Origin of the sequence: Stenotrophomonas sp. G106K1 (assembly GCF_037969685.1) — a bacterium.
Classification (GTDB): domain Bacteria; phylum Pseudomonadota; class Gammaproteobacteria; order Xanthomonadales; family Xanthomonadaceae; genus Stenotrophomonas; species Stenotrophomonas lactitubi.
Genome location: NZ_JBBPFR010000011.1, coordinates 45,822 through 68,435 on the forward strand (window position 1 = coordinate 45,822; position 22,614 = coordinate 68,435).

The following is a 22,614-nucleotide window of genomic DNA, read 5'->3' on the forward strand; positions in this document are numbered from 1 at the left end:
ACCAAGGTTGGCGACTACCAGAGCGGAGGCGGTAGCGCCGGGCCATGCCCGGCGGATCCATCAGGGCGCGGTGGTCTTCAACCGCAGCACCGGCAGCCCGGTCTCCGGGTGCACGGCTTCCTGCTGAGGCAGCGCCTGCACCGCTTCCTTCACAGCGTTCAACGCCGGATCGATCCCGCGTACCGGGTGCCACATGCCGATCCACTTGAAGTGACGCTCGTAGCGCAGGGTCTGCGCGCTGCCCAGCCACAGCGGGGTGTCGCCCGGCTGCAGCTGCGCTGGTGCCTGCCACAGGCGCAGTACGTAGCGCTCATCGGCCTGTGCGCCCTGGCGGACCATCAGCAGCGCTTCGACGCGCGTGTCCAGTGTCGCCGGCAGCACCGGCAGTTCATCGGCGCCGGTGTTCTTGTCCAGCATCAGCAGCGCTTCCTGCCAGCCGGCCTGCGCCTGCACCTGCCAGCCACGCGCTTCCAGCTGCGCCTGCAGTTGCGCCAACGGACCGGCCACCTGCACATCCAGCGGCCAGCGCTGGTCATCGTCGAATTCGTTGCGGCGTGCCGGCAGCTTCGCCCAGCCGTGCTGCCACCAGGCCTGCGCGTCCATCGCCAGCGGTGCCGGCAACGTCGGCTCGAAGCGTTCCAGCTTGATGGCGATGTTGCGCGGCGCGTACCACATCGCCGCCACCGCGAAGACGCCGTAGAACAGCCACGCCACCGGCTTCACCCAGAACGAGCGGTTGAAGCGGCGGCGATAGGCGATGCCCAGCACCAGCAGCCAGAAGGTGCCGAACAACATGCCGCCGATCACGTCGCTCAGCCAGTGCGCGCCCAGGTACAAGCGCGAGAAACCGATCAGGCTGACCACGATGCCTGACACCAGGTAGGGCCAGACGCGGGTGCGGCCGGGCATTTCGCGGGCGATCAGCACCGCGAAGAAGCCGAAGGTGATGGTGGCCATGGTCACCGACACCGACGGGAAGCCGAAGCCGCTGCTGGCATCGATCGGGCGCACCACATCGACGGTGGCGCCGAGCAGCTTGGTCAGGGCCAGGCCGAAGGCCAATGCGGCCAGCCAATGGGCGGCCGCCATCCAGCGCCGGCGCCAGACCAGGTAGCTCATCGCTGCAGCAGTTGCCGGCAGCAGCACCTGCCATGCACCCAACGACGCCAAAGCGGCCATCGGGTAATCGGCCAGCGGATTGCGCAGGGCCAGCATCGCTTGGTGCACCAGCAGATCCATCGCCAACGGCTCGCCGTGGGCGACCACCACGGTCAGCAGGGCGAACCAGCCCCAGCCCAACAGCAGCAACATCAGCGCCAGCATCGCCAGCGGTACCGACTCGCGGCGCTTGGGGTCGAGCACGCCGACGGTGTAGCGGCCCAGTGTCGGATGCCGGTTGGACCAGTCGAGCAGGCGTGCCAGCCAGTTGTCCATGCGTGCGGCCGACCAGCGATAGCCGTACAGCACGATGGCCCAGACCAGGCTGAGGATCACCGCCAGCAGGCCGGCCACCACGACCAGTCGGCCGGCAACAGCAGCAACGGCGTCATAGGCTTCGCCGAGGATCCAGCCCGGGGCCAGGAACAGCACGGCCCAGGAGATGCTGGCGATGCCACTGGCCTGCACGTAACGGCTGGCAGGCATCTTCATCATGCCGGCGATGGCGGGCACGAATGGGCGGATGGCACCGACATAGCGGGCGATCAGGATGCTCTTGAACGCATTGCGGCGGAACAGGTTCTCGCCCCGGTCGAGCAGCTGCGGGTAGCGGCTGAACGGCCAGACGCCGCGCAGGCGGTCGCCCCAGCGCCGGCCTATCCAGTAGCTGATGCCATCACCGGCGAACGCACCCAGCGCCGCAGCCGCAACCGCATACGGCCCTGAGATCTGGCCCAGGCCGATGAACACACCGACGGCGAACAGCAACGGCAGCGCCGGCACGATGGCGCCAAGAATGATGACCGCATCGCAGAAGGCGATCAGAAAGATGACCGCACCCGCCAACACGGGATGAGCGGCAATCCACGCGAGGGTGGCGTCGATCCATGAAGAGTCCATTTGCCGATTATAGGGGCGTGAAGGTGACTGGTTCCCAGTCGCTTGGTGACCGTTTGCAACCATCGCCATCGCCTAGAATGTCGTCATGCCTGTATCCAACAACGCGCCAACGCATGCACTGAAGGCCGACAGCTTTGGCCGGATCCTCCTCGTGCAGGGGCCTGAAGGCCCCTTCGTGCGCCGTGATCTGGGAGCCACGCCGCTGTGGCTGCGGCTGCCTGCGTGGTGGCTGGCGCGTCGCGAAGCGCGTGCGCTGAAGCACATCCACGGCATGGCCGACGTGCCGCAGCTGCTGGACTGGAATGGCCGCAACCTGGACCGCAGCTTCATGGCCGGCGACGCGATGTACCAGCGCCCGCCGCGCGGTGATGTGGCCTGGTTCCGCGCTGCGCGTCGCCTGCTGCAACAGCTGCATCGACGCGGTGTGGCCCACAACGACCTGGCCAAGGAAGCCAACTGGCTGGTGACCGAGGACGGTCGCCCGGCGCTGATCGACTTCCAGCTGGCGGTGATCGGCGACCCGCGCTCGCGCTGGATGCGCTTGCTGGCGCGCGAAGACCTGCGCCACCTGCTCAAGCACAAGCGCATGTACTGCCGCGCGTCGCTGACACCGGTGGAGAAGCGCGTGCTCAAGCGCACCTCATGGGTGCGCGACCTATGGTTCGCCACCGGCAAGCCGGTCTACCGCTTCGTTACCCGCCGCATCCTGCACTGGGAAGACAACGAAGGGCAGGGGCCCAAGCCGTGAGCGCATTGTCTTCGCAGCTGAAGAAGCAGGTTCGCGGGTATCAGTAGATCCACGCCATGCGTGGATGCACTTCGCCGCATGGCGCGGCGAACCACTACGGCGTTACCGGTACCACCTGCTGCCCGATGAAGTTGCGCTTGCCGTCGAAGTCATAACCGATCTGCAGCTGCCCCACATCCGGGCACGCATGGCAATCGCGCAGCGGCGTGCGGTACAGCAGGCGGATGCCACCGCCGTCCAGCGCTGCGGTACCCGCGGCCTGCGCCGGCGCGAACGGCGTGGCCTGCGGGTTCGCCTTCAGCACCTCCTGCACGCCGGGATCGGCGCGCAGCGTGTCATCCAGCTGCACCGCATCCACGTCGATACGCTTGCCTCCGGCATCGACGAGGCGCGTGCCTTCATTGGTGTTGGCGCGGAACGGGTATTCGACGGTGGCCACGCCCAGTCCATCGTGTTCATGCCAGGCGGTCACGTAGGCCAGTTCGCCACCGGTGGAAAGCTGTTCGGCGGCGGTGACCGCATCGGCACTGGCCCCGCCGGCGCGCATCGCATCACGCAGGCAATCGCGGGTGACCGCGCTGTCGCCCTGGCGGCAGCTGTTGAGGTCACCATCCCAGACAACGGCCTCGCTCCAGCGCAACTTGCCATCACCGGCCGCCTTGTCGACGCTGGCGGCGTCATCCTTGGCCGGCGCGTTGCCGGGTTCAGGCGAGCGGCCCTGGCAGGCAGTGAGCAGGGCCAGGCCCAGGGCAGGCAACAACAGGCGGGAACAGCGCATGGCATGGACCTCGTGCAGTGACCGGGGCGCCAGTATCGTCAACGTGCGGTGAACTCCGCGTCGGCGCGGCATACTAGCGGCTCATTGCATACGCTGGAGTGTGGAACGTGGGCAGTCTGCAGGGCAAAACCCTTTTCATCACCGGTGCCTCGCGCGGCATCGGCCTGGCGATCGCATTGCGCGCCGCGCGCGACGGCGCCAACGTCGCCGTTGCCGCCAAGTCGTCGGTGCCCAATCCGAAGCTGCCGGGCACCATCCACAGCGCCGCCGAGGCCGTTACCGCAGCCGGTGGCCAGGGCCTGGCGCTGAAGTGCGACATCCGTGAGGAAGACCAGGTGCAGGCGGCGGTTGCCGCCACCGTGGACACCTTTGGTGGCATCGACATCCTGGTCAACAACGCCAGCGCCATCTGGTTGCGTGGCACCCTGGACACGCCGATGAAGCGCTTCGATCTGATGCAGCAGGTCAATTCGCGCGGCAGCTTCCTGTGCGCGCAGGCCTGCCTGCCGTACCTGCTGCAGGCGCCGAACCCGCACATCCTGACCCTCGCACCGCCGCCGAGCCTCGATCCGAAGTGGTGGGGCGCGCATACCGGCTACACGCTGGCGAAGATGGGCATGAGCTTCGTCACCCTCGGCCTGGCTGCCGAGTTCGGCCCGCAGGGCGTGGCGGTCAATGCGTTGTGGCCGCGCACGGTCATTGCTACCGATGCGATCAACATGATTCCCGGCGTGGACGCCAGCGGCTGCCGTACGCCGCAGATCATGGCCGATGCTGCGCATGCGGTGCTGGTGCGCGAAGCGGCCGGCTTCCATGGCCGTTTCCTGATCGATGACGAGGTGCTGGCCGGAGCCGGCGTGACCGATCTTTCCGGGTACGCGGTGGATGCCTCGCGTCCGTTGCTGCCGGATCTGTTCCTGGATTGATCCCGCCGCTGGGAACAGGCCGATGGCTGCGGCCCTCGGCCCGCTGCGCTAGAATGCGCAGCTGTAATCGTTTTCAACAGGGATGTGAGCCCATGTCACGCACTCTTTCCATCGCGGCGCTGGCCGCTTCGTTGTCGTTGATCCTGGCCGCCTGCGGTGACAAGACGCCCACAGCCGCTGGCGGCGCGGGTTCTTCCGCAAAGCCGGAGGCCAGCGCGGGGCCGGCCGACGCCCAGCAGCAGTTGACCGCAAAGCTCAACGCCTACATCGGCTGCTTCAACGCGCTTGATTCGAAAACGCACGGCAGCATCCAGTCCTATACGCGCTGGATCAAGGACGTGGACGCCGGCCCGAGCGGGCGCGAGACGAACGTGTACGGACCGTTCGAGATCAGCGATTACGACATGAAGCAATGCGACGCCCCCGTGACCGAAGCGATCGCTGCCAGGCCGGCGCTTGCCGATCTCGATGCCGCTGCAGGTCAGTACCAGCAGGCGCTGAAGGCACTGGTGCCGATCAGCAAGGAGGCCCACGACTACTACGAGCGTCAGGACTACGAAGACGACAGGTTTGCCAAGGGCAAGCAGCTGCACGCGCCATTGATGACCGCCTTCAAGGATTTCGTGGTTGCCAGTGAAGCGTTCAACGCCGAACTGGAGCGCCAGAACGACGCTGCCCAGCGCGAACAGCTCAAAGCGCTGGAACAGGCCGAAGGGCGCACGCGCGAGTACTATCGTCTGGCGATGATGCTGGAAGCCAAGGCCATCGTGGAGCTGATGAACGAGGATGACTTCGATCAGGCCAAGGCGCGCGAACGCCTGGATGCCTTCAACCGCATTTCCGATGAAGCACATGCGAAGGTCGCCGACCAGGAGCCGGGCAAGCTCGACTGGAACAGCTTCGAACGCGAGGCCGAGAGCTTCCGCCGTGAAGGCAAGGAACGGCTGCAGCGCGTCAGCGCCAACACGCCCTACACCGACTTCGAACGACGCATGCTTGATTCGCCCTCGATGGCGCCGCGTGGTTCTGCCGGCAAGCTGATGCAGGAATACAACTCGCTCGTTTTCCAGAGCAACCGCCAGTAACCGGCACGGCGGCGCCATTCCAGGCCTGCACGAGCTGGATGAGGCGCCCCGGGGCCGGGCACCTTGAGGGGCACGGTCGAGGGTGGTCGCGGTCTGCAACGATCTGCTGGCCACCAGCAACGGCATGGATTGCGCCGGTGGATTGACCCGATGCGTGGATGCAGCAGGTTGCATCCACGTATGGCATGGATCTGCTGTCGCAGGCATTGGAAGTGCCGGCCGCTGGCCGGCATCATCGTCAGTGGCTGAACGTATCCGGCAGCGGTCCGCCGCACTTGCGGCAGTGCCGCGCATCCGGTTCGTGGCCTTCCAGCCCGCAGTGCGGACAGCCACGTGCATCGCGGCGCGCGGCCAGTTCGGCATCACGCATGGTGCTGGCCAGCTCGGCGGTGTAGATGCCGGTGGGCACGGCGATGATGCTGTAACCGATCAGGATCAGCACCGAGGTGACGAAGCGGCCGAGCACGGTCTGAGGGACGATGTCGCCGAAGCCGACCGTGGCCATCGTCACCACCGCCCAGTACATGCTGCTGGGGATGCTGGTGAAGCCATGGTTGGGGCCTTCGATCAGGTACATCAGCGCGCCGGCGATGATGGTGATGGTGATGACCGTGAACAGGAACACCAGCACCTTGCGCCGGCTGCGCCACAACGACTCCATCAGCACACCGCTTTCTTCGACGTAGCGGGTGAGCTTGAGGATGCGGAATACCCGCAGGATGCGCAGCGCACGCACCACCAGCAGGCTCTGCGCGCCGGGAATGAACAGCGACAGGTAAGTGGGCAGGATCGAGGCCAGGTCGATGATGCCCCAGATGCTTACTGCATAGCGCAGCGGGCGCTTCACCACCGCCAGGCGCAGCACGTACTCGGCGGTGAACAGCACGGTGAAACCCCATTCCAGCACGTACAGCCAGTCGGCATGGGCGATGTGGAAACGCTGCACGCTGTCGAACATCACCACCAGCACGCTGGCGATGATCGCGTACACCAGCAGCAGGTCGAAATTGCGCGAAGGCCGGCTGTCGTGGCGGTAGATGATGTCGAACCATCGGCGGCGCCAGCCGGTCTCGGTGGCGGGGTTCAGCTGGGGGGCGGAAAACGGTCGCATGCGTGCATTGTGCCGCACGGGTTCCGGCGCGAGAATGGGCATTCCTGAACCCTGCCGACTGCCATGACCGCCGCTACCGATCCGCTGATCTCCCTGTCGCACTACTACCTGCCGGTGTACAAGCCCCGCCAGGTGGTGCTGGAGCGAGGCCAGGGCGCCCGCGTGTGGGACAGCCAGGGCCGTGAGTTCATCGACCTGGCCGCGGGCATTGCCGTGTGCGGCCTGGGCCACAACGACCCGGACCTGGTGGCCGCCCTGGTCGAACAGGCTGGCAAGCTGTGGCACACCAGCAACGTGTTCTACAGCGCGCCGCCGCTGCACCTGGCCGAGGAACTGGTGAAGTCCAGCCGCTTCGCCGAGCGCGTGTTCCTGTGCAACTCCGGTGCCGAAGCCAACGAAGTGGCGATCAAGATGGTCCGCAAGTGGGCCTCCAGCCAGGGCCGCCCCGCCGACAAGCGCGTGATCATCACCTTCCGCGGCAGCTTCCACGGCCGCACCATGGGCGCAGTGACCGCCACCGCGCAGCCGAAGTACCAGGAGGGCTACGAGCCGCTGCCGGGCGGCTTCCGCTACATCGACTTCAACGATGAGGTGCAGCTGGAAACGGCAATGGCCGCCGGCGACGTGGCGGCGGTGATGCTGGAGCCGATCCAGGGCGAGGGCGGGGTGATGCCGGCCAAGTCCGGCTTCCTCAAGCGTGTGCGCGAGCTGTGCGACCAGCACAACGCACTGCTGGTGCTGGACGAGATCCAGGCCGGCATGGGCCGTACCGGTACCCTGTTCGCGCATTGGCAGGATGATGTGGTGCCGGACATGGTTACGTTGGCCAAGGCGCTGGGTGGTGGTTTCCCGATCGGTGCGATGCTGGCGGGCCCGAAGGTGGCCGAGACCATGCAGTTCGGTGCGCACGGCACTACCTTCGGCGGCAATCCGCTGGCCGCGGCGGTGGCCCGCGTGGCATTGCGCAAGCTGGCCTCTGCCGAGATCGCGGCCAATGTCAGCCGCCAGTCGAAGGCGCTGCGCGATGGCTTCGCCCGCATCAACGATGAGTTCAAGGTGTTCAGCGAGGTGCGCGGCCGCGGCCTGATGCTGGGCGCGGTGCTGAGCAAGGACTTCGCCGGCCAGGCTGGGGCGATCCTCGACCACGCCGCCGAACAGGGTCTGCTGACCCTGCAGGCCGGTCCGGACGTGCTGCGTTTCGTGCCGTCGCTGAACATCACCGACGAAGAAGTGGCCGAAGGCCTCAAGCGCCTGCGCGCGGCGATTGCCGCGTTCATCGCAGCGCGCTGAAGCCCTGACGCCGGGGTCGGACCCTCCGTAGAGCCGAGCCCATGCTCGGCTCATCGCGATGTCAGGCAACAGCAGCCGAGCATGGGCTCGGCTCTACAGAATTGCGGATCACCGTACCGCGTAGCGCTTCAGTACCTTGCCCAGTCCGCGCCCGTCCTGCACGGTTTCCGCGTGCAGGCCCGCCGCGCGCGCACCGCGCACGTTGGCGAACAGGTCATCGACGAACAGCGTGTGCTCCGGCGCCACGCCGAGGGCTGCGAGCGTGCGCAGGAACACCTCCGGCGCAGGTTTGCGCAGGCCGAAATCAGCGCTGCAGAACACGCGTCCCCGCAATGCAGGAAACAGCTGCGGCAGCAGCGTCGGCAGCGCCTGTGCCATCAACGCGCCGTTGTTGGTCAGCACCGCGATCGGCACCTGCAGTGCCTGCAGTCGCTCCAGCACGACTTGCTGTGGCTGGCTGGCGGCATGTCGGGCAGCGATCCAGGCCTCCACATCCACGGGCACGCCAAGCAGTTCGCCAAGCCGGGACAGATAGCGCGGGCCATCCAGCGTGCCGCTGTCGTGTGCCGTTTCGAGCCCGCTGTCATACAGTGCGGCGTGCACGCGCGCGGTCGGCACGTCCAGCGCCTGTGCCAGATGCAGCACGCGCTGTGCGCGCTGGTAGTGCACCAGCACGCCATCGACATCGAGCAGGAGAAGATCAATCCGCATCGGTCGAGCATGCCATGGCCGCATCCCAGCGCAAACCCTGGACCACGACTGCGACACACGGTCGCAGCCGGGCCTGCCGGCCGCTGCCTAGAATGGCCATCGAACCTGCAGGAGACGCGATGATGAAAGCTTGGATGGTAGCGGCGGGACTGGGCGCGTTGATGCTGGCGCCGTCGGCGATGGCGCGCGTATGTGCGGTGAGCATCGACAGCACCGACCAGATGAGTTTCAGCAGCCGCGAGATCAAGGTGGCCGCCGATTGCAGCGAAGTTGACCTGACCCTGCGCCACACCGGCAGGCTGGCCGTCACTGCGATGGGCCACAACTGGGTGTTGACCCGCACCGCCGACTACCAGCCGGTGGCGATGGCGGGCATGCGCATGACCCTGGCCGACAGCTACCTGCCGAAGGCCGAGAAGCGTGTTCTGGCTCACACCAAGGTGATCGGCGGTGGCGAGACCACCCGTGTGCGTTTTTCCACGAAGGGCCTGCAGAAAGGTGGCGATTACACCTTCTTCTGCTCGTTCCCCGGACACTTCGCGATGATGAAGGGCAAGTTCGTCTTCGGTTGAGTGCGCAGCAGCCACGCATGGCGTGGCTCTGCTCCAGCGAAGCAGCGCAGTGGAACCACGCCCCATGCGTGGATGGCGCCCAGTGATCAGTAGATCCACGCCATGCGTGGATGAAGCCCAGTGATCAGTAGATCCACGCCATGCGTGGATGGAAGTGCCGACCAAGGTCGGCACCTACCAGGCCCGATCTCAGCCCTTGGCCGCCTTGAACGCCACGCGCGCCGCTGCCAGCGTCGCCTCGATCACTGCATCATCGTGTGCGCTGGACAGGAAGCCGGCCTCGTACGCCGACGGTGCCAGGAACACGCCCTGGTCCAGCATCGCGTGGAAGAAGCGGTTGAACGCCGGGATGTCGCAGGCCGTGGCCTGGGCATAGGTCTCCACCTTTTCGTTGGTGAAGAACAGCCCGAACATCGCGCCCACCTGGGTGGTGGTCACCGCTACGCCGGCATCGGCGGCGGCAGCTTCCAGGCCCGCGCACAAGCGTGCGGCGCGCGCGCTCAGATCGTCGTGGAAACCCGGCTGCTGGATCAGCTCCAGCATGGCCAGGCCGGCGGCCATCGCCACCGGATTGCCGCTGAGCGTACCGGCCTGGTAGATCGGGCCAGCCGGGGCGATCTGCTGCATCAGTTCGCGGCGGCCGCCGTAGGCGCCGACCGGCATGCCGCCGCCGATGATCTTGCCGAAGGTGGTCAGGTCCGGGGTGATGCCGTAGTGGGCCTGCGCACCGCCAAGGGCAACGCGGAAACCGGTCATCACTTCGTCGAAGATCAGCAGGGCGCCGTACTTCGTGCACAGCGCACGCAAGTGCTGCAGGTAGCCTTCGCGCGGCGGAATGCAGTTGGCGTTGCCGACGACCGGTTCGATGATCAGGCCGGCGATCTCGCTGCCGCGTGCCTCGAACAGGGCGGTGGCGGCCTCGAAGTCGTTGTAAGGCAGGGTCAGGGTCAGTTCGCTCAGGCCGGCCGGCACGCCGGGCGAGGTCGGCACGCCCAGGGTCAGCATGCCGCTGCCAGCCTTCACCAGGAACGAGTCGCCGTGGCCGTGGTAGCAGCCTTCGAACTTGACGATGCAGTTGCGGCCGGTGGCACCGCGCGCCAGGCGGATCGCCGACAGGGTAGCCTCGGTGCCGGAATTCACCATGCGCACCATCTCGCACGACGGCACCAGGCGGGTGATGGTCTCGGCCATGGTCACTTCCGCAGCGCACGGCGCACCGAAGGACAGGCCGTTGTCGATGGCCTTCTTCACTGCCTGGCGTACGGCGGTGTGGTTGTGGCCGACGATCATCGGGCCCCACGAACCCACGTAGTCGATGTAGCGGTTACCGTCGACGTCGTACAGGTAGGCGCCGTCGGCGCGCTCGACGAAGAAGGGTTCGCCGCCGACCGACTTGAACGCGCGCACCGGTGAGTTGACGCCGCCAGGCAGCAATGCCTGGGCGCGGGAGAACAGGGCGTGGGACTGGTCGTGGTTCATGGGGTTTCCTGGGTATTACTGCGACGTATCGAAACGGGCGAGGTAGGCGCGCTGGGTCGCGACCGGGTCCTGCGCGGCGTAGATGCCGCTGACCACGGCCAGCAGATCGGCGCCGGCATCGATGATGGGACCGACATTGTCCGGGCTCAGGCCGCCAATCGCCACCCGCGGCACGCCCAGTGCGGCGCTTTGCCGCAGCAGGTCAACGTGGGCGCGGCTGCTGGTGACCTTGGTGGTGGTGGGGAAGAACGCGCCGAAGGCCACGTAGCTGGCGCCTGCGGCCACGGCGCGCTCGGCGTTGGCGAGCTGGTCGTAGCAGGAGGCCCCGATGATGGCGTCGGGGCCGAGCAGGGTGCGCGCGGTGCCGATGTCACCGTCGGTGCCGCCCAGGTGCACGCCGGCCGCGCCGATGGCCTGGGCCAGTTCCGGGTCGTCGTTGACGATCAGCGGCACGCCATGGGCTGCGCACAAGGCCTGCAGGGCCGTGGCCTGTTCCCGCCGCAGGGCATCGCTGGCGGTCTTGTTGCGGTACTGCAGCCAGGTGGCGCCGGCAGCCAGCAGCGGCGCGGTGCGCGCCAGCAGGCGGGCGGTATCGGGTTCATCCGGGGTGATCAGGTAGACGCCGCGGGGCGTCGGGGAAGCAGAAGTCATCGAATGGCTACCGGTGAGTGGACCGCGATGGGACAATGGCGGCCCGTGAATCCAGCCCTGATTATCCGATGAGCGAAGCCACCCCCACCACCCTGCGTACCTGGATGTGCGTGGTCTGCGGATTCCTGTACCGCGAAGCGGATGGGCTGCCGGAAGAGGGCATCGCACCGGGCACGCGCTGGGAAGACATTCCCGAGACCTGGACATGCCCGGATTGCGGCGTGACCAAGGACGATTTCGAGATGGTCGAGATCGATTGAGCGCAACCGCCGCCGGGCATGGCCCGCCGCTACCGGTGGGTGCGGACCGTTGCTCCGCACACCGGACAACCTCAATGCAGCCGTGGTGCCGGCCCGCTGAGATCAATCAGTTTCTCGCGCAGCCATTGCGCGTCGCTGGCCTCGGGGTTGCGCTTCAGGTACAGGCCCAGGTCGTTGCGGGCGCCGGCCAGGTAGTCCAGCTGCAGATAGGCCAGGCCGCGGTCACGCAGGGCATCGTCCTGTTCGGGGGCGAGCTTGAGCAGGCGGTCGGCACTGCGCGCGGCACGATCCCACTCGCTGGCCTCGGCATAGACCCCATGCAGGTTGCGCAGCATGCGGATCAGGATCGCGCGGCTCGGTGCAGGGTCGAGGATCTGCGCCAGCACCTGGTCGTCGGGCATCTGCCCGCCCAGGTGCGACTTGGCGCGCTCGCGCAGTTCGTCCACGTCCAGCGGGCGGCCCCCATTGAACGGGTCCATCACCAGCACGCCATCGTCAACCGGCAGGCGTACCAGGAAATGACCGGGGAATGACACGCCGTCCAACGGAATGCCCAGCCGTCGCGCCACTTCCATCTGCACCAGCGCCAGCGAGATCGGATTGCCCAGACGGCGCTCGAAGACCTGGTTGAGGTAGCTGTTGCGCGGGTCGTAATACTCCTGGTGGTCGCCGCTGTAACCCAGCTCATCGAACAGATGCCGGTTGATGGCCGCCATCTTCAGCGGGCTGTGCTCGATGCTGTCCACCTCGGCGCGCAGGTGCTCGACGTGGCTCTGCACCAGCGCATCGTAGGTCGATGGCTGCAGATCGGGATATTCATCGCGCGCGATCAGCAGCGCGGTCGGCAGCAGTGGCAGCGCCTCGTCGTCGAAGGCGGCCAGTGCATCCCAGTCGGGGAGTGTGATCCGGTCCTGCATGTCCACAGACTGGCGGCAATCGTGGGCGGTTTCAAGCAGTGCGGCGTGAATTTCTCATCCCACCGATTTCCCATCCATGCATGGCGTGGATCTACCTTGTCGACCAAGGTCGACACCCACCAACAACAGCAGGTAGCTGTCGAAGGCGGACCCAGCCAGCCATCCGACGGAATGCACGCCTTGCGGTTGAGGTTGCCGGCCAGCGGCCGGCACTACCACGGGTGCCTCGGCGGGTGCCGGGCGCAGCCCGGCAGAACCCTTACTTCTCGATACCCGGGCCGAAGGTCAGCTCGGTACCATCCTTCAGCTTGAGCTTCTCCGCCTGGCCGGCATTGAGCTCCAGCACGAAGCGCGCCGGACCGCCGCTGGGGTAGGGCGGGCACATGTCGCCGGCCGAGCACGGCGGCACGTCGCGCTGCTGGCTCACCAGCCGCCGCTCGCTGTCGAAGTACAGGATGTCCAGCGCGATCTTGGTGTTCTTCATCCAGTACGCCTGCATTTCCTCGCGGTCATGCACGAACAGCATGCCGTGGTCCTCGGCCATCTGGTCGCGGAACATCAGCCCTCGCGCACGGGTTTCATCGTTGGTGGCCAGTTCAACGTCATAGCGTGCGCCGCCCAGTTCCACCCAGTGGCGGGCGGCATCGGTGGCGCAGCCGGCCAGGGCCAGCAGCGGGAGCATCAGCAGTGAGCGCAGCAGCGACATCGTCAGGGTCCTTCGAAAGGGTCAGAGCACGACCGGCGGCTCGCCGCCGACGATCACCACATCGGCACGGCGACGTGCGAACAGGCCGACGCAGACCACGCCCGGCAACTGGTTGAGCTCGCGCTCCAGCTTTTCCGGATCGGTGATCTGCAGGTTGTGGATGTCCAGGATCTGGTTGCCGTTGTCGGTCACCACGCCTTCGCGCCAGGTCGGCTGGCCGCCGGTCATGTCGCGGATCTGGCGGGCAACCAGGCTGCGTGCCATCGGGATCACTTCCACCGGCAGCGGGAACCTGCCCAGCACGGGCACCTGCTTGCTCGGGTCGACGATGCAGACGAAGCGCTCGCTGGCCTCGGCGATGATCTTCTCGCGGGTGAGTGCAGCGCCGCCGCCCTTGATCAGGCACTTGTTGGCATCACACTCGTCGGCGCCATCCACGTACAGCGACAGCGTGCCGGTGTGGTTCAGTTCGATCACCTCGATGCCGTGCTGCTTCAGGCGCGCGGTGCTCTGCTCGGAACTGGACACCGCCCCCTTGATGCGATGCTGGATGCGCGCCAGCGCATCGATGAAATAGGCGACGGTAGAGCCGGTACCGACACCGACGATCATGCCGTCTTCGACGTACTCGATGGCCTTTTCGGCGGCCAGGCGCTTGGCTTCAGACATTGCGGGGAGCTCTCAGGCAGGGAATCAGGATTTCTTTTCCAGCGACAGCAGCAGCTTCCACTGCGCGGCGGTCACCGGGAACACCGACAGGCGGTTGCCCTTGGCAACCAGCGGGAAGCCTTCGCCGAGTTCCTCGGCGTGCAGCTTGATCTCGTCCAGCGCGATCACCTGCTTCAGCTTGCGGTCGAAGGCCACGTCCACCAGCATCCAGCGCGGGTTCTCGCGCGTGCTCTTGGGGTCGTGGTAGTCGGATTTCGGGTCGAACTGGGTGTCATCCGGGTAGGCCGCGCTGGCCACCGTGGCCAGGCCGACGATGCCGGGCACCTTGGTATTGGAGTGATAGAACAGGATGCCGTCGCCGACCTGCATGCCGTCGCGCATGAAATTGCGCGCCTGGTAGTTGCGCACGCCGTTCCAGGGTTCAACCTTGACCTTGGCCAGGTCATCGATGGAAAAGGCGTCCGGTTCGGACTTCATCAGCCAGTAGCGCTTGCGGGCGGTCATGCGTTCACGGGGGCAGTGGAAGGGAGCAGGGTGCCGGCTTCAGTGCAGATCGCATCCACCGGCACGTCCCAGGACGCTACCGGCAAGGACTCGACCTGCTGCACCGAGAATGCCGCGCCGACCAGCCAGGGGGGCGCCGGCCGATCATGGCGGAAGGCGAAGCTGCGATCATACCAGCCGCCCCCCATTCCCAGCCGCCGGCACTGTGCGTCGAAGCCCACCAGCGGCGTCACCACCAGGGCCATCTGTGCTGGTTCCAGCGTATCTTCGATGGCGATGTCCGGTTCGGGGATGCCGTAACGGTTGCTGGTCAACGGCTGGCCGGGGCGCCAGGGCGCGAAGCGCAACACGTCGCCGTGCAGTACCGGCAGGCAGTAACGCAGCGTGTCGGGCAGCTGCAGCTGCCAGCGGTGCAGGGCGATCTCGCCATCCAGCGCCCAGTAGCCGGCCACAGCGCCTTCGCGCGGGGCGAACGGCAGCGCGAGCAGCGCATCGGCCAGCGATTCGGCAGCGGCGATACGGGCGGGGGCGGAAAGGTCGCGGCGGCGTTGCCGCAGGTCGTGGCGCAAGGCCTGTCGCGGGTCGGTCATGGCAGCGTGCGGCAAGGATCAGCCGTCATTGTGCCGGAAAGAACAAGGGCGACGCCCGAAGACGCCGCCCTTGCTGGAATATTGCATTCTCCGCAATGTCGATGCATGCGAAACGACCTTGAACCCGGGGGCTCAAGTGGGAACGCTGGAGAACCATCGGGCTTCCCGCTGCAAGGCGGACCTGCACTCCCGGCGCTGTCGCGCTCCCGGTGTCGTTCTTAAGGGACAAGGCGAATGTTTGCACATGCCGTCGAGTACCGCAGAGAACGCGTGGCCATTATAGCTACCGCGGGTGATCTGGATAGGCCGTTCGTCGGCAACAGTGCGTGCCAATTCAGAAAAGAGAAGGCGCATTCCGCACCCTTCTCACGTGCTGCTGTCGATTGCCCGGTCCAGACGCCGGTTCAGGTCGGCCAGGGTCTGTTGCAGGGCAACCGCCTGGCGGGCGTTCTCGTCGCGCAGCAACTGCAGTTCGTGCGCGAGATTGAGCGCTGCCAGCACCGCGATGCGGTCGACCGCGGCCATCCGGTTGCTGCCACGGATCTCGCGCATGCGCGCATCCAGCAGGCGGGCGGCGGCCATCAGGCTGTCGCGTTCATCACCACCGACGCCGACCGTGTATTCACGGTCGAGGATGCGGACGCTGACCGGTTCGGCACTCATGTGTGCTGCTCCAGGGATTTGAGCCGGGTGATCATCGCTTCCACCCGCGAACGCGCCTGCTCGTTCTTGGCCAGCAGCGTCGAGCGCTCGGCCACCAGCTGTTCCTGCTGGTGGCGCAGGCTGCGGTTCTCCTCGGCCAGCCGCTGGTTGCGGTCGAGCAACGCCTCCACTCGGGCGGCGAAGGCCTGCAGCTGGGCAAGGGGATCGGCGGGTTCCATGCCCGCACGATAGGCAAGCCGGGTCAGGGCGGTCAAGCACTGTCGCAGCAGGCCCCGGCGGCCACGAAGCGCAGGCGGACAGATTGCTACACTACCCGGCTCACGGGCGCGCGCGTGCGCGCTCCGCAGTTTCCCTTCCGAACGAGCCGCACGATGACCGAACTTCCCTCCGTCGACGACGTTACCCGCGCCAGCCAGGAACTGGGCCTGGGCGCCACTGCTGCCGAGCTGCATGGCGGGCTGTGTGGCTGGCTGGCCGCTGGTGGTGCTCCTGGCGATGACTGGCCGGCGCGCGTGCTGGCCGACGACAATCTGCCGCAGGTGGCTGCCGACAGTGCGCTGGCGCAGTTGCTGGAGGCCACCATCAAGCAGCTGGAAGACCGTGACTTCGCCTTCGAGCTGCTGTTGACCGACAGCAGCGACGTGGCCGCGCAGGCGGACGCCATGTTCAGCTGGACCCGTTCTTTCCTGGGCGGCTTCGGCCTGGGCAGCGGCGGCCACCGGCCGACCCTGTCCGAAGAAGGCGAGGAGGCACTGAACGACCTGGCCAGCCTGGCCCGTGCCTCGAGCGAGGATTTCGAAGCCGGCGGTGACGATGACGACGAAGCCCTGTCGGAGATCGAAGAGTTCATCCGCGTGGCGGTGCTGCTGCTGCACGGTGACGTGGTGCTGGCCGCACGCCATCGGCAGCGCCTGAACTGATGGATATCAAGCAGCGCACCGGCATCGCTGCCGGCGAATACAAGCGTCGCCGCCGGCAGCTGATGGACATGGCGGGTGAAGACGCGATCCTGGTGCTGCCGGCGGCATCGGAGAAGGTGCGCAGCCTCGATACCCATTATCCGTACCGGCAGGATTCGGATTTCCAGTACCTGAGCGGCTTCCCGGAGCCGGAAGCGGTACTGGTGCTGATTCCCGGTCGCCGCCACGGCGAAGCCATCCTGTTCTGCCGCGAGCGCGATCCCGAGCGCGAAGCCTGGGATGGCGGTCGCGCCGGCCAGGAAGGCGCCGTGGCGCAGTACGCGATGGACGATGCGTACCCGATCACCGATCTGGACGACATCCTGCCGGGCCTGCTGGAAGGGCGGTCGCGGGTGTACTACCACTTCGGCCGCGATGCGGATTTCGACCTGAAGCTGATCGGCTGGGTGAACCGCGTACGTTCGCAGGTGCGCCACGGTGCGCAGCCGCCGCATGAGTTCCTGGAACTGGGCCATCTGCTGCACGAGCAGCGGTTGTTCAAGTCCGGTGCCGAGGTGGCGTTGATGCAGCGCGCGGCCGATATCAGCGTGCTGGCACATCGTGCCGCCATGCAGGCCGCGAAGGCCGGCATCCACGAGTACGAACTGCAGGCCGAGCTGGAGAGGGTGTTCCGCGCCAACGACGCGGTGCCTGCGTACTGCAGCATCGTCGGCGCCGGCCGCAACGCCTGCGTCCTGCATTACCGCGACAACAACGCACGCTCGCGCGACGGTGAACTGGTGTTGATCGATGCCGGTGCCGAGTATCGCGGCTATGCCAGCGACATCACCCGTACGTTCCCGGTCAACGGTCGTTTCAGCGCCGAGCAGCGCGCGCTGCATGATCTGGTGGGCGCGGCGCAGGCGGCGGCGCTTGCCCAGGCCAAACCGGGCGTAGCGTACGAAATGGGCCATCTGGCGGCGGTGCAGACTCTTACCGAGGGGTTGCTGCAGTTGGGCCTGTTGAAGGGCACGCTGGAAAAGAATCTCACCGAAGGGTTGTACCAGCGCTTCTACCGGCACAAGACCGGGCACTGGATCGGGCTGGATGTGCACGACGTAGGCGACTACCGCCTGGCCGGTGATTCGCGCCTGCTGGAGCCGGGCATGGCCTTCACCATCGAGCCGGGGCTGTACATCGGCGTGGACGACACGACGGTGGAACCGCGTTGGCGCGGCATCGGCATCCGTACCGAGGATGACGTGCTGATCACCGACGACGGGCATCGGGTGTTGACCGAAGGCCTGGAACGTAGCGCCGACGAGATCGAAGCGTTGATGGCTGGGTAAGGGGTCTTTCTGCAGGGCTTGCAGCCCTGCACCTGCAGAGGCAACAGCAACAGCAACAGCGGCATTCCGTGGGATGGCGGGGTACTGTGGGTTTGCGGGGACGCCGCAAGTACGTCCTTGTGGCTTGGTCGCCGCATCCATGCGGCTCACACCCCGCAAACCCACAGTACCCCGCCTTCGACAGTTTCCCGCGATCTGCGGTGTGGATGACGCTCTTCTGTAAAGCCGAGCCATGCTCGGCTGTCGCGCGAAGCGCTGGGGTTTTCAGGCGAGAAGCAGCCGAGCATGGCTCGGCTCTACAAAGGCGCCGAAGACGCGAGCGAGCGCAGCGAGCGACCCGCTTTTGCTTTTCTTTCTTTCTTCCGTGGCTGGCCGCGCACGGAAACTGTCAGAGGCGGGGCGGGTTGGGTTCGCGGGGGTGTCCGCGGCATGGATGCCGCGGCCAAGCCTCCAGGGATGGATTCACGGCGTCCCCCGCGAATCCAACCCGTCCCGCCAAGCGCGGCTTTTGATCTACGCAGCCAACCACGAGGGGTTCAGCCGTTGGCCGCCGCAAACACCGGCCGCGTCAGATTGTCCGCCTCGCCATCAGTGCACAGCACTTCGTCTTCGATGCGGATGCCGCCGTACGGGCGGAAGAAGTCCACGCGTTCCCAGTTGATCGCATCGCCATGACCGGCAGCCTTCACTTCGTTCAACAGCATGTCGATGAAGTACAGGCCCGGCTCGATCGTCACCACCATGCCCGGCTCCAGTACTCGGGTCAGGCGCAGGTACGGATGGCCGGCAGGACGCTCGATGCGGCCGCCTTCGTCACTGGCCGCGAAACCGGCGACGTCGTGCACCTGCAGGCCGATCAGGTGGCCGATGCCATGCGGGAAGAATGCGGCGCTGACGCCGGTTTCCAGCGCGGTCTGCGGCGACACCTTGATCACGCCGAAGTCCTTCAGCACGCCCATCAGCGACAGGTGCGCGTCAACATGCAGCTGCTTGTAGTCGAAGCCCGGGCGCACCGCTGCGCACATCGCCTGCTGGGCGGCATCGACGGCTTCGATCATCGCCGCGAACTCGTCATGGCCGGCGGCGGCGTAGGTGCGGGTGATGTCGCTGGCATAACCGTACGCGCTGGCGCCGGCGTCGATCAGGAAGCTGCGCAGCGGCTGCGGTGCCTTGCGGCCCAGTTCGGTGTAATGCAGCACGGCGGCGTGCTCGTTCAGGGCCACGATGTTGCCGTATGGCAGTTCAGTGGCGTCCTGGCCCACGGCCTGGCAGTACGCCATGTGGATGCTGAACTCGTCGGCGCCATTGCGGAATGCTGCCTCGGCTGCGCGATGGCCGCGCACGCCCAGCACCTGCGCCTGGCGCATCAGTGCAATTTCATACGGCGTCTTGCTGCCGCGATGCCATTCCAGGTAGTTCACCACCGGCGCCGGGTTGTTGGGCACATAGGCGCCCAGCGCGCTCTGCGGTTCACCCAGGATCGCGCAGCGCGCCGGGTCGGACGGCAGCAGCGCCAGCGCTTCGTCCGGCGTGCGGATGATGTGGATGTCGAAGTGTTCGACCCACCAGCCGCTCGGTGCATCCGGCACTACATGCCAGTAGTCGAACGGCTGGTGGAAGATCACCGCCGGACGCTTGCCCGGGGTGAACACGATCCAGCTGTTGGGCACGCGGGTCAGCGGCAGCCAGGCCTTGAACTGCGGGTTGACCGCATACGGGTAATCACGGTCGTCGAAGACCTGGTAGTGCAGGGTGCCGCTGGGCACCACCAGGTGGTCGAAGCCGCCGCGTGCCAGCGCCTGCTCGGCGCGTCGGCACAGCACGGCCAGGTGATCGGGATACAGGGCGCCGGGGTCTTGCTGGATCATTGCGGTGGCTCGACACGGAAAACGGCCCTAGATTCTGCCGGATACCGACGCAATCCGCTGTGCCGGAACCGGCACTCAGCCCGTCGAAACCGGTGCCTCGTCGCTGTCTTCGCCGATCCACAGGCGTAGTTGCTGCCGATGCTCGCGTGACAGGGTCAGGAAGCGGAAGCCTGCCCAGCTCTGGCCGGGCGCATGCGCCGGTTCGCTCCACAGCAGGTGTACGCCGACGTCGATCAGCTCGCTGCGACCATCGGCCAACGGCAACGGGAAGCGCAACTGATATAGCGCATCATCGCGCAGCGCGGCGCTGGCCAGCATCAGCATGCCGGTCTCGGACACGTTGCCCAGCCGGCCGACCACGCTGTCGCGCATCTGGTCGGTCACCGGTACCAGGTCGGAGACCTGCCGGCGAGGCGCGCGGCGGGTATCAACGGGCGGTTGCGTACTCATGCGTTGGGCTCCTGTGGGCGACGTCCGGCGAGCGTGCGCAGTGCGCTCAGGCTGGCCTGCCAGGCGCGGTCGACCAGACGGCCCTTGTCTTCGGTGACCAGCTGCGCGCGTCCGGCGCTCATCTGCCGGGCCAGCGTATCCAGGGTGGTTTCGCCGATCTTCTGCCCACGCGCGTTGACCAACAGCACATGGCCGGTCAGCAGGCTGTACCAGGACAGGCGCTGGCGACGCAGAGTGCCTTCGCCGTCATCGATATCGAACCAGCTGCCGAAGGGCAGCGCGCACAACTGCTGGTAGCAGGCCTCCTCGGCCTCGCTGCGCGGTGCGGAATCGCTTGCCAAGGGCTGCGTGCCTGCGCGTTCGCCCAGACGCGCATGCGCCTTCAGGCGCGCGCTGAGTTCGGTGCGTGAGGTGCTTTCATCTTCGCCACCCGGCGTGGACAGGCGGCGCGCGACGGCTGCGGCTTCCTCTGCGTGGTAGCCGACCTGCAGCAGGGCCGATTCAACCTCAGCGGCCAGCGGAGCATCGGTCGCGCTGCTTTCGCTGGCGGCCTCGGCAGTGATCGCCGCGATGCGTTCGGTCTGCTGCAGGCGCTCCTGCCATTGCGGCGAATCATCACCGTGGCGCAGGCGGGTCAGCGTCAATGCGTCCGCCCAGGCCTGGCGCAGCAGTGTCTGCACGAAGCGTGGCGGTTCCTGCATGTCGCAGCACTGGTCGATCTGCGCATTGGCCTGGCGTCGCGCAAGTTCCAGCCGTTCCTTGCCGCGTGCGGCTTCCACGTGACGGCGCTCGGCCAGTTCGGCGCGGTGCGCGGCGGCACGCTGGTGCTGCTGTATCTCTTCGTTGGCGGCGGCAAAGGCCTCGGGCGTGCGTGCATCCTGGCCGAGCAGGCCCTGCACGCTCTGCGCCAGCCGTTGCAGCAGCTGCGGATCGACATCGTCATCGCCGAGCCAGCTGGCGCCGGCTTCAGCGACATGGTTCAGCAGTTCGCGTGCCGGGTGTTCGTCGCGAATGAAGAACCCGGGATCGGCCATCGCTGCGCGCGCCAGTGGTACCTGCAGGCGCGCGAGCAGCGCGGCCGGCACCGGGTCCGGACGTTGCTGCTGCTGTACCTGCTGCAGCAGCAGGCGCAGCAGATCAAGATTGTCTCGATCGTGGCTGCCAAGGCTGGCTTGCGCGCCATGTTCGCTGCGCAGCTGGGCGACCACGGCGGCCTGCAGATCGGTCATGGCGCTGGCGGCGCTGGCCTGGCCCTGCAGGCGCGTCAGCACGGCATCAACCGCTGCACTGGGCAGGGCACCGGGATCGGCCGCTGGTTGCGGGGTCGGCCGCGCCCGTTGCAGCATTTCATGCAGCACGCTGCTGGCCGGTACCGTCAGCCCGGCCGAGGCGCCGGGCGCAGCCGCATCGGCGAAGGCGTCCTGCATCAACGTCGACCATGAGCCGGCCGGTGCCGAGCCACCCCAGCCGGTCATCGGCGTGGGCACGCGCGGTGACGGGCGTCCGCTGCGTCCGCTGCCGACCGACTGGGTGATGATCCGGCGGGTACTCGAAGAGCGTGCCAGGTACGGCGTGTAGACCAGGCCCGGCAGGATGCCGTGCTGTGCCAGCAGCGCATTGGCGCGGTCGAGCACATCGCCCAGCCGCTCCAGCACCTGCCGCTCGAAGCTGCGGTACAGCGCCATCTGCACGTCGGCGCTGAGGGCATCCTGTTCGGCCAGCTTGCGCACCATCGCGCACAGGGCCTGCGGTGCCAGGGGCAGGGTATCGGCTTCAAAGGCCGGCGCGCCGGCAACAACACCCAGACGCTGGCCGAGCAGGTTCAAGGCGTTGGCCGAACGCAGCGTTTCCCGGCGCACCATTTCGGTCAGCAGCAGGTCGCGGTCGACTTCGTGCTCGGCCACCAGGGTCAACCCCTGCATGCCGGGCAACGGCGGTGGGGTGGCGGAGGCCACGACCGGGGCGACCGGTTCCCGCAGCCGCGCGAGCGCATCAGCCAGTGCATCGAGCATGCGGTCGCTGAAGTGACCGGCGAACGCATGCAGCTGCCCGCGCTGTGCCAGCAGGTCAGCCTGCTGTTGCGGGTTGCGGGCGTGGTCGGCGTCATGCAGCAGGGTCTGCTCCAGCGCTTCCACGGTGAGGATCAGCGGTGCCGTCAGGGCCTGGTGGCACAGGCCGATCAACGCGCCCAGCAACTCGCGTACACGCGGCGGCAGGTCGGCCGCGGCCAGGCGGGCAGTGTCGGCACTGGAAAGAGAGAAGACAGCAGACATCGGCGAGGGGGTCCGGATTCCCGCGTATCGAACTTGGAATCTACCGTGTCGGCCGGT

24 protein-coding genes and 1 other RNA gene are annotated in these 22,614 nt (G+C 66.9%); 8 read left to right on the top strand and 17 right to left on the bottom strand.

Translation table 11 applies throughout. The features are described 5' to 3' along the window. Window positions 1-60 precede the first annotated feature (60 nt). Window positions 61-2,058, bottom strand: a complete 1,998-nt coding sequence (locus WKB25_RS11595) for a VTT domain-containing protein (protein ID WP_340570778.1) — start codon at window positions 2,056-2,058, stop codon at window positions 61-63. Window positions 2,059-2,143: 85 nt separating this feature from the next. Between WKB25_RS11595 and WKB25_RS11600 the strand changes: the two genes are divergently transcribed. Then, complete coding sequence (locus WKB25_RS11600) at window positions 2,144-2,806, top strand: serine/threonine-protein kinase (protein WP_340570780.1); 663 nt, start codon at window positions 2,144-2,146, stop codon at window positions 2,804-2,806. Between the two features lie 94 nt (window positions 2,807-2,900). On the opposite strand, the gene WKB25_RS11605 is transcribed toward WKB25_RS11600, so the two are convergent. Further along, a complete protein-coding gene (locus tag WKB25_RS11605) occupies window positions 2,901-3,584 on the bottom strand; it encodes a hypothetical protein (protein WP_340570782.1) in 684 nt (227 codons plus the stop codon). A 107-nt stretch (window positions 3,585-3,691) separates the two neighbouring features. Between WKB25_RS11605 and WKB25_RS11610 the strand changes: the two genes are divergently transcribed. Together WKB25_RS11610 and WKB25_RS11615 are read left to right on the top strand one after the other, a co-directional pair. Continuing rightward, window positions 3,692-4,510, top strand: a complete 819-nt coding sequence (locus tag WKB25_RS11610; protein ID WP_340570784.1) for an NAD(P)-dependent oxidoreductase — start codon at window positions 3,692-3,694, stop codon at window positions 4,508-4,510. A gap of 92 nt (window positions 4,511-4,602) precedes the next feature. Then, window positions 4,603-5,595: a YiiG family protein gene (locus tag WKB25_RS11615; protein WP_340570785.1), complete on the top strand. Its 993-nt coding sequence runs from the start codon at window positions 4,603-4,605 to the stop codon at window positions 5,593-5,595. Window positions 5,596-5,833: 238 nt separating this feature from the next. Here WKB25_RS11615 and WKB25_RS11620 read toward each other — a convergent pair whose 3' ends face one another. Next, window positions 5,834-6,706, bottom strand: a complete 873-nt coding sequence (locus tag WKB25_RS11620) for an ion transporter (RefSeq protein WP_340570787.1) — start codon at window positions 6,704-6,706, stop codon at window positions 5,834-5,836. Between the two features lie 63 nt (window positions 6,707-6,769). On the opposite strand from WKB25_RS11620, the gene WKB25_RS11625 reads away from it, so the two are divergent. Beyond that, window positions 6,770-7,996, top strand: coding sequence for an acetylornithine transaminase (locus WKB25_RS11625; protein WP_340570789.1), 1,227 nt, complete (start codon window positions 6,770-6,772; stop codon window positions 7,994-7,996). A gap of 108 nt (window positions 7,997-8,104) precedes the next feature. On the opposite strand, the gene WKB25_RS11630 is transcribed toward WKB25_RS11625, so the two are convergent. Next, window positions 8,105-8,707 (bottom strand): HAD-IA family hydrolase, encoded by a 603-nt coding sequence (locus WKB25_RS11630; RefSeq protein ID WP_340570791.1) that lies wholly within the window; start codon window positions 8,705-8,707, stop codon window positions 8,105-8,107. Window positions 8,708-8,829: 122 nt separating this feature from the next. Between WKB25_RS11630 and azu the strand changes: the two genes are divergently transcribed. Beyond that, on the top strand, window positions 8,830-9,279 hold the full coding sequence (azu, locus tag WKB25_RS11635) for an azurin (RefSeq protein WP_340570793.1): 450 nt from the start codon (window positions 8,830-8,832) through the stop codon (window positions 9,277-9,279). Window positions 9,280-9,468: 189 nt separating this feature from the next. Here azu and hemL read toward each other — a convergent pair whose 3' ends face one another. After that, the gene (gene hemL / locus WKB25_RS11640; protein ID WP_340570794.1) at window positions 9,469-10,758 is read right to left on the bottom strand and encodes a glutamate-1-semialdehyde 2,1-aminomutase; all 1,290 of its coding nucleotides are present in this window, start codon (window positions 10,756-10,758) and stop codon (window positions 9,469-9,471) included. Window positions 10,759-10,773: 15 nt separating this feature from the next. Then, the gene (gene thiE, locus WKB25_RS11645; RefSeq protein WP_340570796.1) at window positions 10,774-11,409 is read right to left on the bottom strand and encodes a thiamine phosphate synthase; all 636 of its coding nucleotides are present in this window, start codon (window positions 11,407-11,409) and stop codon (window positions 10,774-10,776) included. A 35-nt stretch (window positions 11,410-11,444) separates the two neighbouring features. Between thiE and WKB25_RS11650 the strand changes: the two genes are divergently transcribed. Further along, the gene (locus WKB25_RS11650) at window positions 11,445-11,669 is read left to right on the top strand and encodes a rubredoxin (protein ID WP_025874193.1); all 225 of its coding nucleotides are present in this window, start codon (window positions 11,445-11,447) and stop codon (window positions 11,667-11,669) included. A 71-nt stretch (window positions 11,670-11,740) separates the two neighbouring features. Here WKB25_RS11650 and WKB25_RS11655 read toward each other — a convergent pair whose 3' ends face one another. The 8 genes from WKB25_RS11655 to WKB25_RS11690 all read right to left on the bottom strand — a co-directional run bounded on the left by WKB25_RS11655 (window position 11,741) and on the right by WKB25_RS11690 (window position 15,936). Continuing rightward, complete coding sequence (locus tag WKB25_RS11655; protein WP_340570798.1) at window positions 11,741-12,586, bottom strand: SirB1 family protein; 846 nt, start codon at window positions 12,584-12,586, stop codon at window positions 11,741-11,743. 259 nt (window positions 12,587-12,845) lie between these two features. After that, window positions 12,846-13,292: a DUF192 domain-containing protein gene (locus tag WKB25_RS11660; RefSeq protein ID WP_340570799.1), complete on the bottom strand. Its 447-nt coding sequence runs from the start codon at window positions 13,290-13,292 to the stop codon at window positions 12,846-12,848. Between the two features lie 21 nt (window positions 13,293-13,313). Beyond that, a complete protein-coding gene (gene rpiA / locus WKB25_RS11665; RefSeq protein WP_340570801.1) occupies window positions 13,314-13,961 on the bottom strand; it encodes a ribose-5-phosphate isomerase RpiA in 648 nt (215 codons plus the stop codon). A gap of 24 nt (window positions 13,962-13,985) precedes the next feature. Beyond that, window positions 13,986-14,465, bottom strand: a complete 480-nt coding sequence (locus WKB25_RS11670) for an EVE domain-containing protein (protein ID WP_025874197.1) — start codon at window positions 14,463-14,465, stop codon at window positions 13,986-13,988. Beyond that, complete coding sequence (locus tag WKB25_RS11675; RefSeq protein ID WP_340570803.1) at window positions 14,462-15,055, bottom strand: 5-formyltetrahydrofolate cyclo-ligase; 594 nt, start codon at window positions 15,053-15,055, stop codon at window positions 14,462-14,464. Before WKB25_RS11675 ends, WKB25_RS11670 begins: the two co-directional genes overlap by 4 nt. Window positions 15,056-15,138: 83 nt before the next feature. Continuing rightward, window positions 15,139-15,324: non-coding RNA, 6S RNA (gene ssrS / locus WKB25_RS11680), on the bottom strand. 97 nt (window positions 15,325-15,421) lie between these two features. Next, entirely contained in the window at window positions 15,422-15,718 is a 297-nt protein-coding gene (locus tag WKB25_RS11685) for a cell division protein ZapA (RefSeq protein ID WP_025874199.1), read from the bottom strand. Then, complete coding sequence (locus tag WKB25_RS11690) at window positions 15,715-15,936, bottom strand: TIGR02449 family protein (protein ID WP_025874200.1); 222 nt, start codon at window positions 15,934-15,936, stop codon at window positions 15,715-15,717. Before WKB25_RS11690 ends, WKB25_RS11685 begins: the two co-directional genes overlap by 4 nt. Before the next feature lie 153 nt (window positions 15,937-16,089). Here WKB25_RS11690 and WKB25_RS11695 point away from each other — a divergent pair, with 153 nt between their 5' ends. Both WKB25_RS11695 and WKB25_RS11700 read left to right on the top strand, forming a co-directional pair. Beyond that, window positions 16,090-16,638 (top strand): UPF0149 family protein, encoded by a 549-nt coding sequence (locus WKB25_RS11695; protein ID WP_340570805.1) that lies wholly within the window; start codon window positions 16,090-16,092, stop codon window positions 16,636-16,638. Between the two features lie 5 nt (window positions 16,639-16,643). Then, window positions 16,644-17,966 (top strand): aminopeptidase P N-terminal domain-containing protein, encoded by a 1,323-nt coding sequence (locus WKB25_RS11700; RefSeq protein WP_340570884.1) that lies wholly within the window; start codon window positions 16,644-16,646, stop codon window positions 17,964-17,966. A 536-nt stretch (window positions 17,967-18,502) separates the two neighbouring features. Here WKB25_RS11700 and pepQ read toward each other — a convergent pair. The 3 genes from pepQ to WKB25_RS11715 all read right to left on the bottom strand — a co-directional run bounded on the left by pepQ (window position 18,503) and on the right by WKB25_RS11715 (window position 22,557). Then, window positions 18,503-19,834 carry a Xaa-Pro dipeptidase gene (gene pepQ, locus WKB25_RS11705; protein WP_340570807.1) on the bottom strand — a complete coding sequence of 444 codons (1,332 nt, stop codon included), beginning with the start codon at window positions 19,832-19,834 and terminating at the stop codon, window positions 18,503-18,505. Between the two features lie 75 nt (window positions 19,835-19,909). After that, on the bottom strand, window positions 19,910-20,284 hold the full coding sequence (locus WKB25_RS11710) for a PilZ domain-containing protein (protein WP_340570808.1): 375 nt from the start codon (window positions 20,282-20,284) through the stop codon (window positions 19,910-19,912). Next, complete coding sequence (locus WKB25_RS11715; RefSeq protein WP_340570809.1) at window positions 20,281-22,557, bottom strand: DUF1631 family protein; 2,277 nt, start codon at window positions 22,555-22,557, stop codon at window positions 20,281-20,283. The genes WKB25_RS11710 and WKB25_RS11715 overlap by 4 nt, the downstream gene beginning before the upstream one ends. Between the last annotated feature and the right edge of the window lie 57 nt (window positions 22,558-22,614).

Coding starts and splice junctions, on each gene's coding strand:
- WKB25_RS11595 (WP_340570778.1), bottom strand. CDS start 2,058: ATGGACTCTTCATGGATCGACGCCACCCTCGCGTGGATTGCCGCTCAT.
- WKB25_RS11600 (WP_340570780.1), top strand. CDS start 2,144: ATGCCTGTATCCAACAACGCGCCAACGCATGCACTGAAGGCCGACAGC.
- WKB25_RS11605 (WP_340570782.1), bottom strand. CDS start 3,584: ATGCGCTGTTCCCGCCTGTTGTTGCCTGCCCTGGGCCTGGCCCTGCTC.
- WKB25_RS11615 (WP_340570785.1), top strand. CDS start 4,603: ATGTCACGCACTCTTTCCATCGCGGCGCTGGCCGCTTCGTTGTCGTTG.
- WKB25_RS11620 (WP_340570787.1), bottom strand. CDS start 6,706: ATGCGACCGTTTTCCGCCCCCCAGCTGAACCCCGCCACCGAGACCGGC.
- WKB25_RS11625 (WP_340570789.1), top strand. CDS start 6,770: ATGACCGCCGCTACCGATCCGCTGATCTCCCTGTCGCACTACTACCTG.
- WKB25_RS11630 (WP_340570791.1), bottom strand. CDS start 8,707: ATGCGGATTGATCTTCTCCTGCTCGATGTCGATGGCGTGCTGGTGCAC.
- azu (WP_340570793.1), top strand. CDS start 8,830: ATGAAAGCTTGGATGGTAGCGGCGGGACTGGGCGCGTTGATGCTGGCG.
- hemL (WP_340570794.1), bottom strand. CDS start 10,758: ATGAACCACGACCAGTCCCACGCCCTGTTCTCCCGCGCCCAGGCATTG.
- thiE (WP_340570796.1), bottom strand. CDS start 11,409: ATGACTTCTGCTTCCCCGACGCCCCGCGGCGTCTACCTGATCACCCCG.
- WKB25_RS11650 (WP_025874193.1), top strand. CDS start 11,445: ATGGCGGCCCGTGAATCCAGCCCTGATTATCCGATGAGCGAAGCCACC.
- WKB25_RS11655 (WP_340570798.1), bottom strand. CDS start 12,586: ATGCAGGACCGGATCACACTCCCCGACTGGGATGCACTGGCCGCCTTC.
- WKB25_RS11660 (WP_340570799.1), bottom strand. CDS start 13,292: ATGTCGCTGCTGCGCTCACTGCTGATGCTCCCGCTGCTGGCCCTGGCC.
- rpiA (WP_340570801.1), bottom strand. CDS start 13,961: ATGTCTGAAGCCAAGCGCCTGGCCGCCGAAAAGGCCATCGAGTACGTC.
- WKB25_RS11670 (WP_025874197.1), bottom strand. CDS start 14,465: ATGACCGCCCGCAAGCGCTACTGGCTGATGAAGTCCGAACCGGACGCC.
- WKB25_RS11675 (WP_340570803.1), bottom strand. CDS start 15,055: ATGACCGACCCGCGACAGGCCTTGCGCCACGACCTGCGGCAACGCCGC.
- WKB25_RS11685 (WP_025874199.1), bottom strand. CDS start 15,718: ATGAGTGCCGAACCGGTCAGCGTCCGCATCCTCGACCGTGAATACACG.
- WKB25_RS11690 (WP_025874200.1), bottom strand. CDS start 15,936: ATGGAACCCGCCGATCCCCTTGCCCAGCTGCAGGCCTTCGCCGCCCGA.
- WKB25_RS11695 (WP_340570805.1), top strand. CDS start 16,090: ATGACCGAACTTCCCTCCGTCGACGACGTTACCCGCGCCAGCCAGGAA.
- pepQ (WP_340570807.1), bottom strand. CDS start 19,834: ATGATCCAGCAAGACCCCGGCGCCCTGTATCCCGATCACCTGGCCGTG.
- WKB25_RS11710 (WP_340570808.1), bottom strand. CDS start 20,284: ATGAGTACGCAACCGCCCGTTGATACCCGCCGCGCGCCTCGCCGGCAG.
- WKB25_RS11715 (WP_340570809.1), bottom strand. CDS start 22,557: ATGTCTGCTGTCTTCTCTCTTTCCAGTGCCGACACTGCCCGCCTGGCC.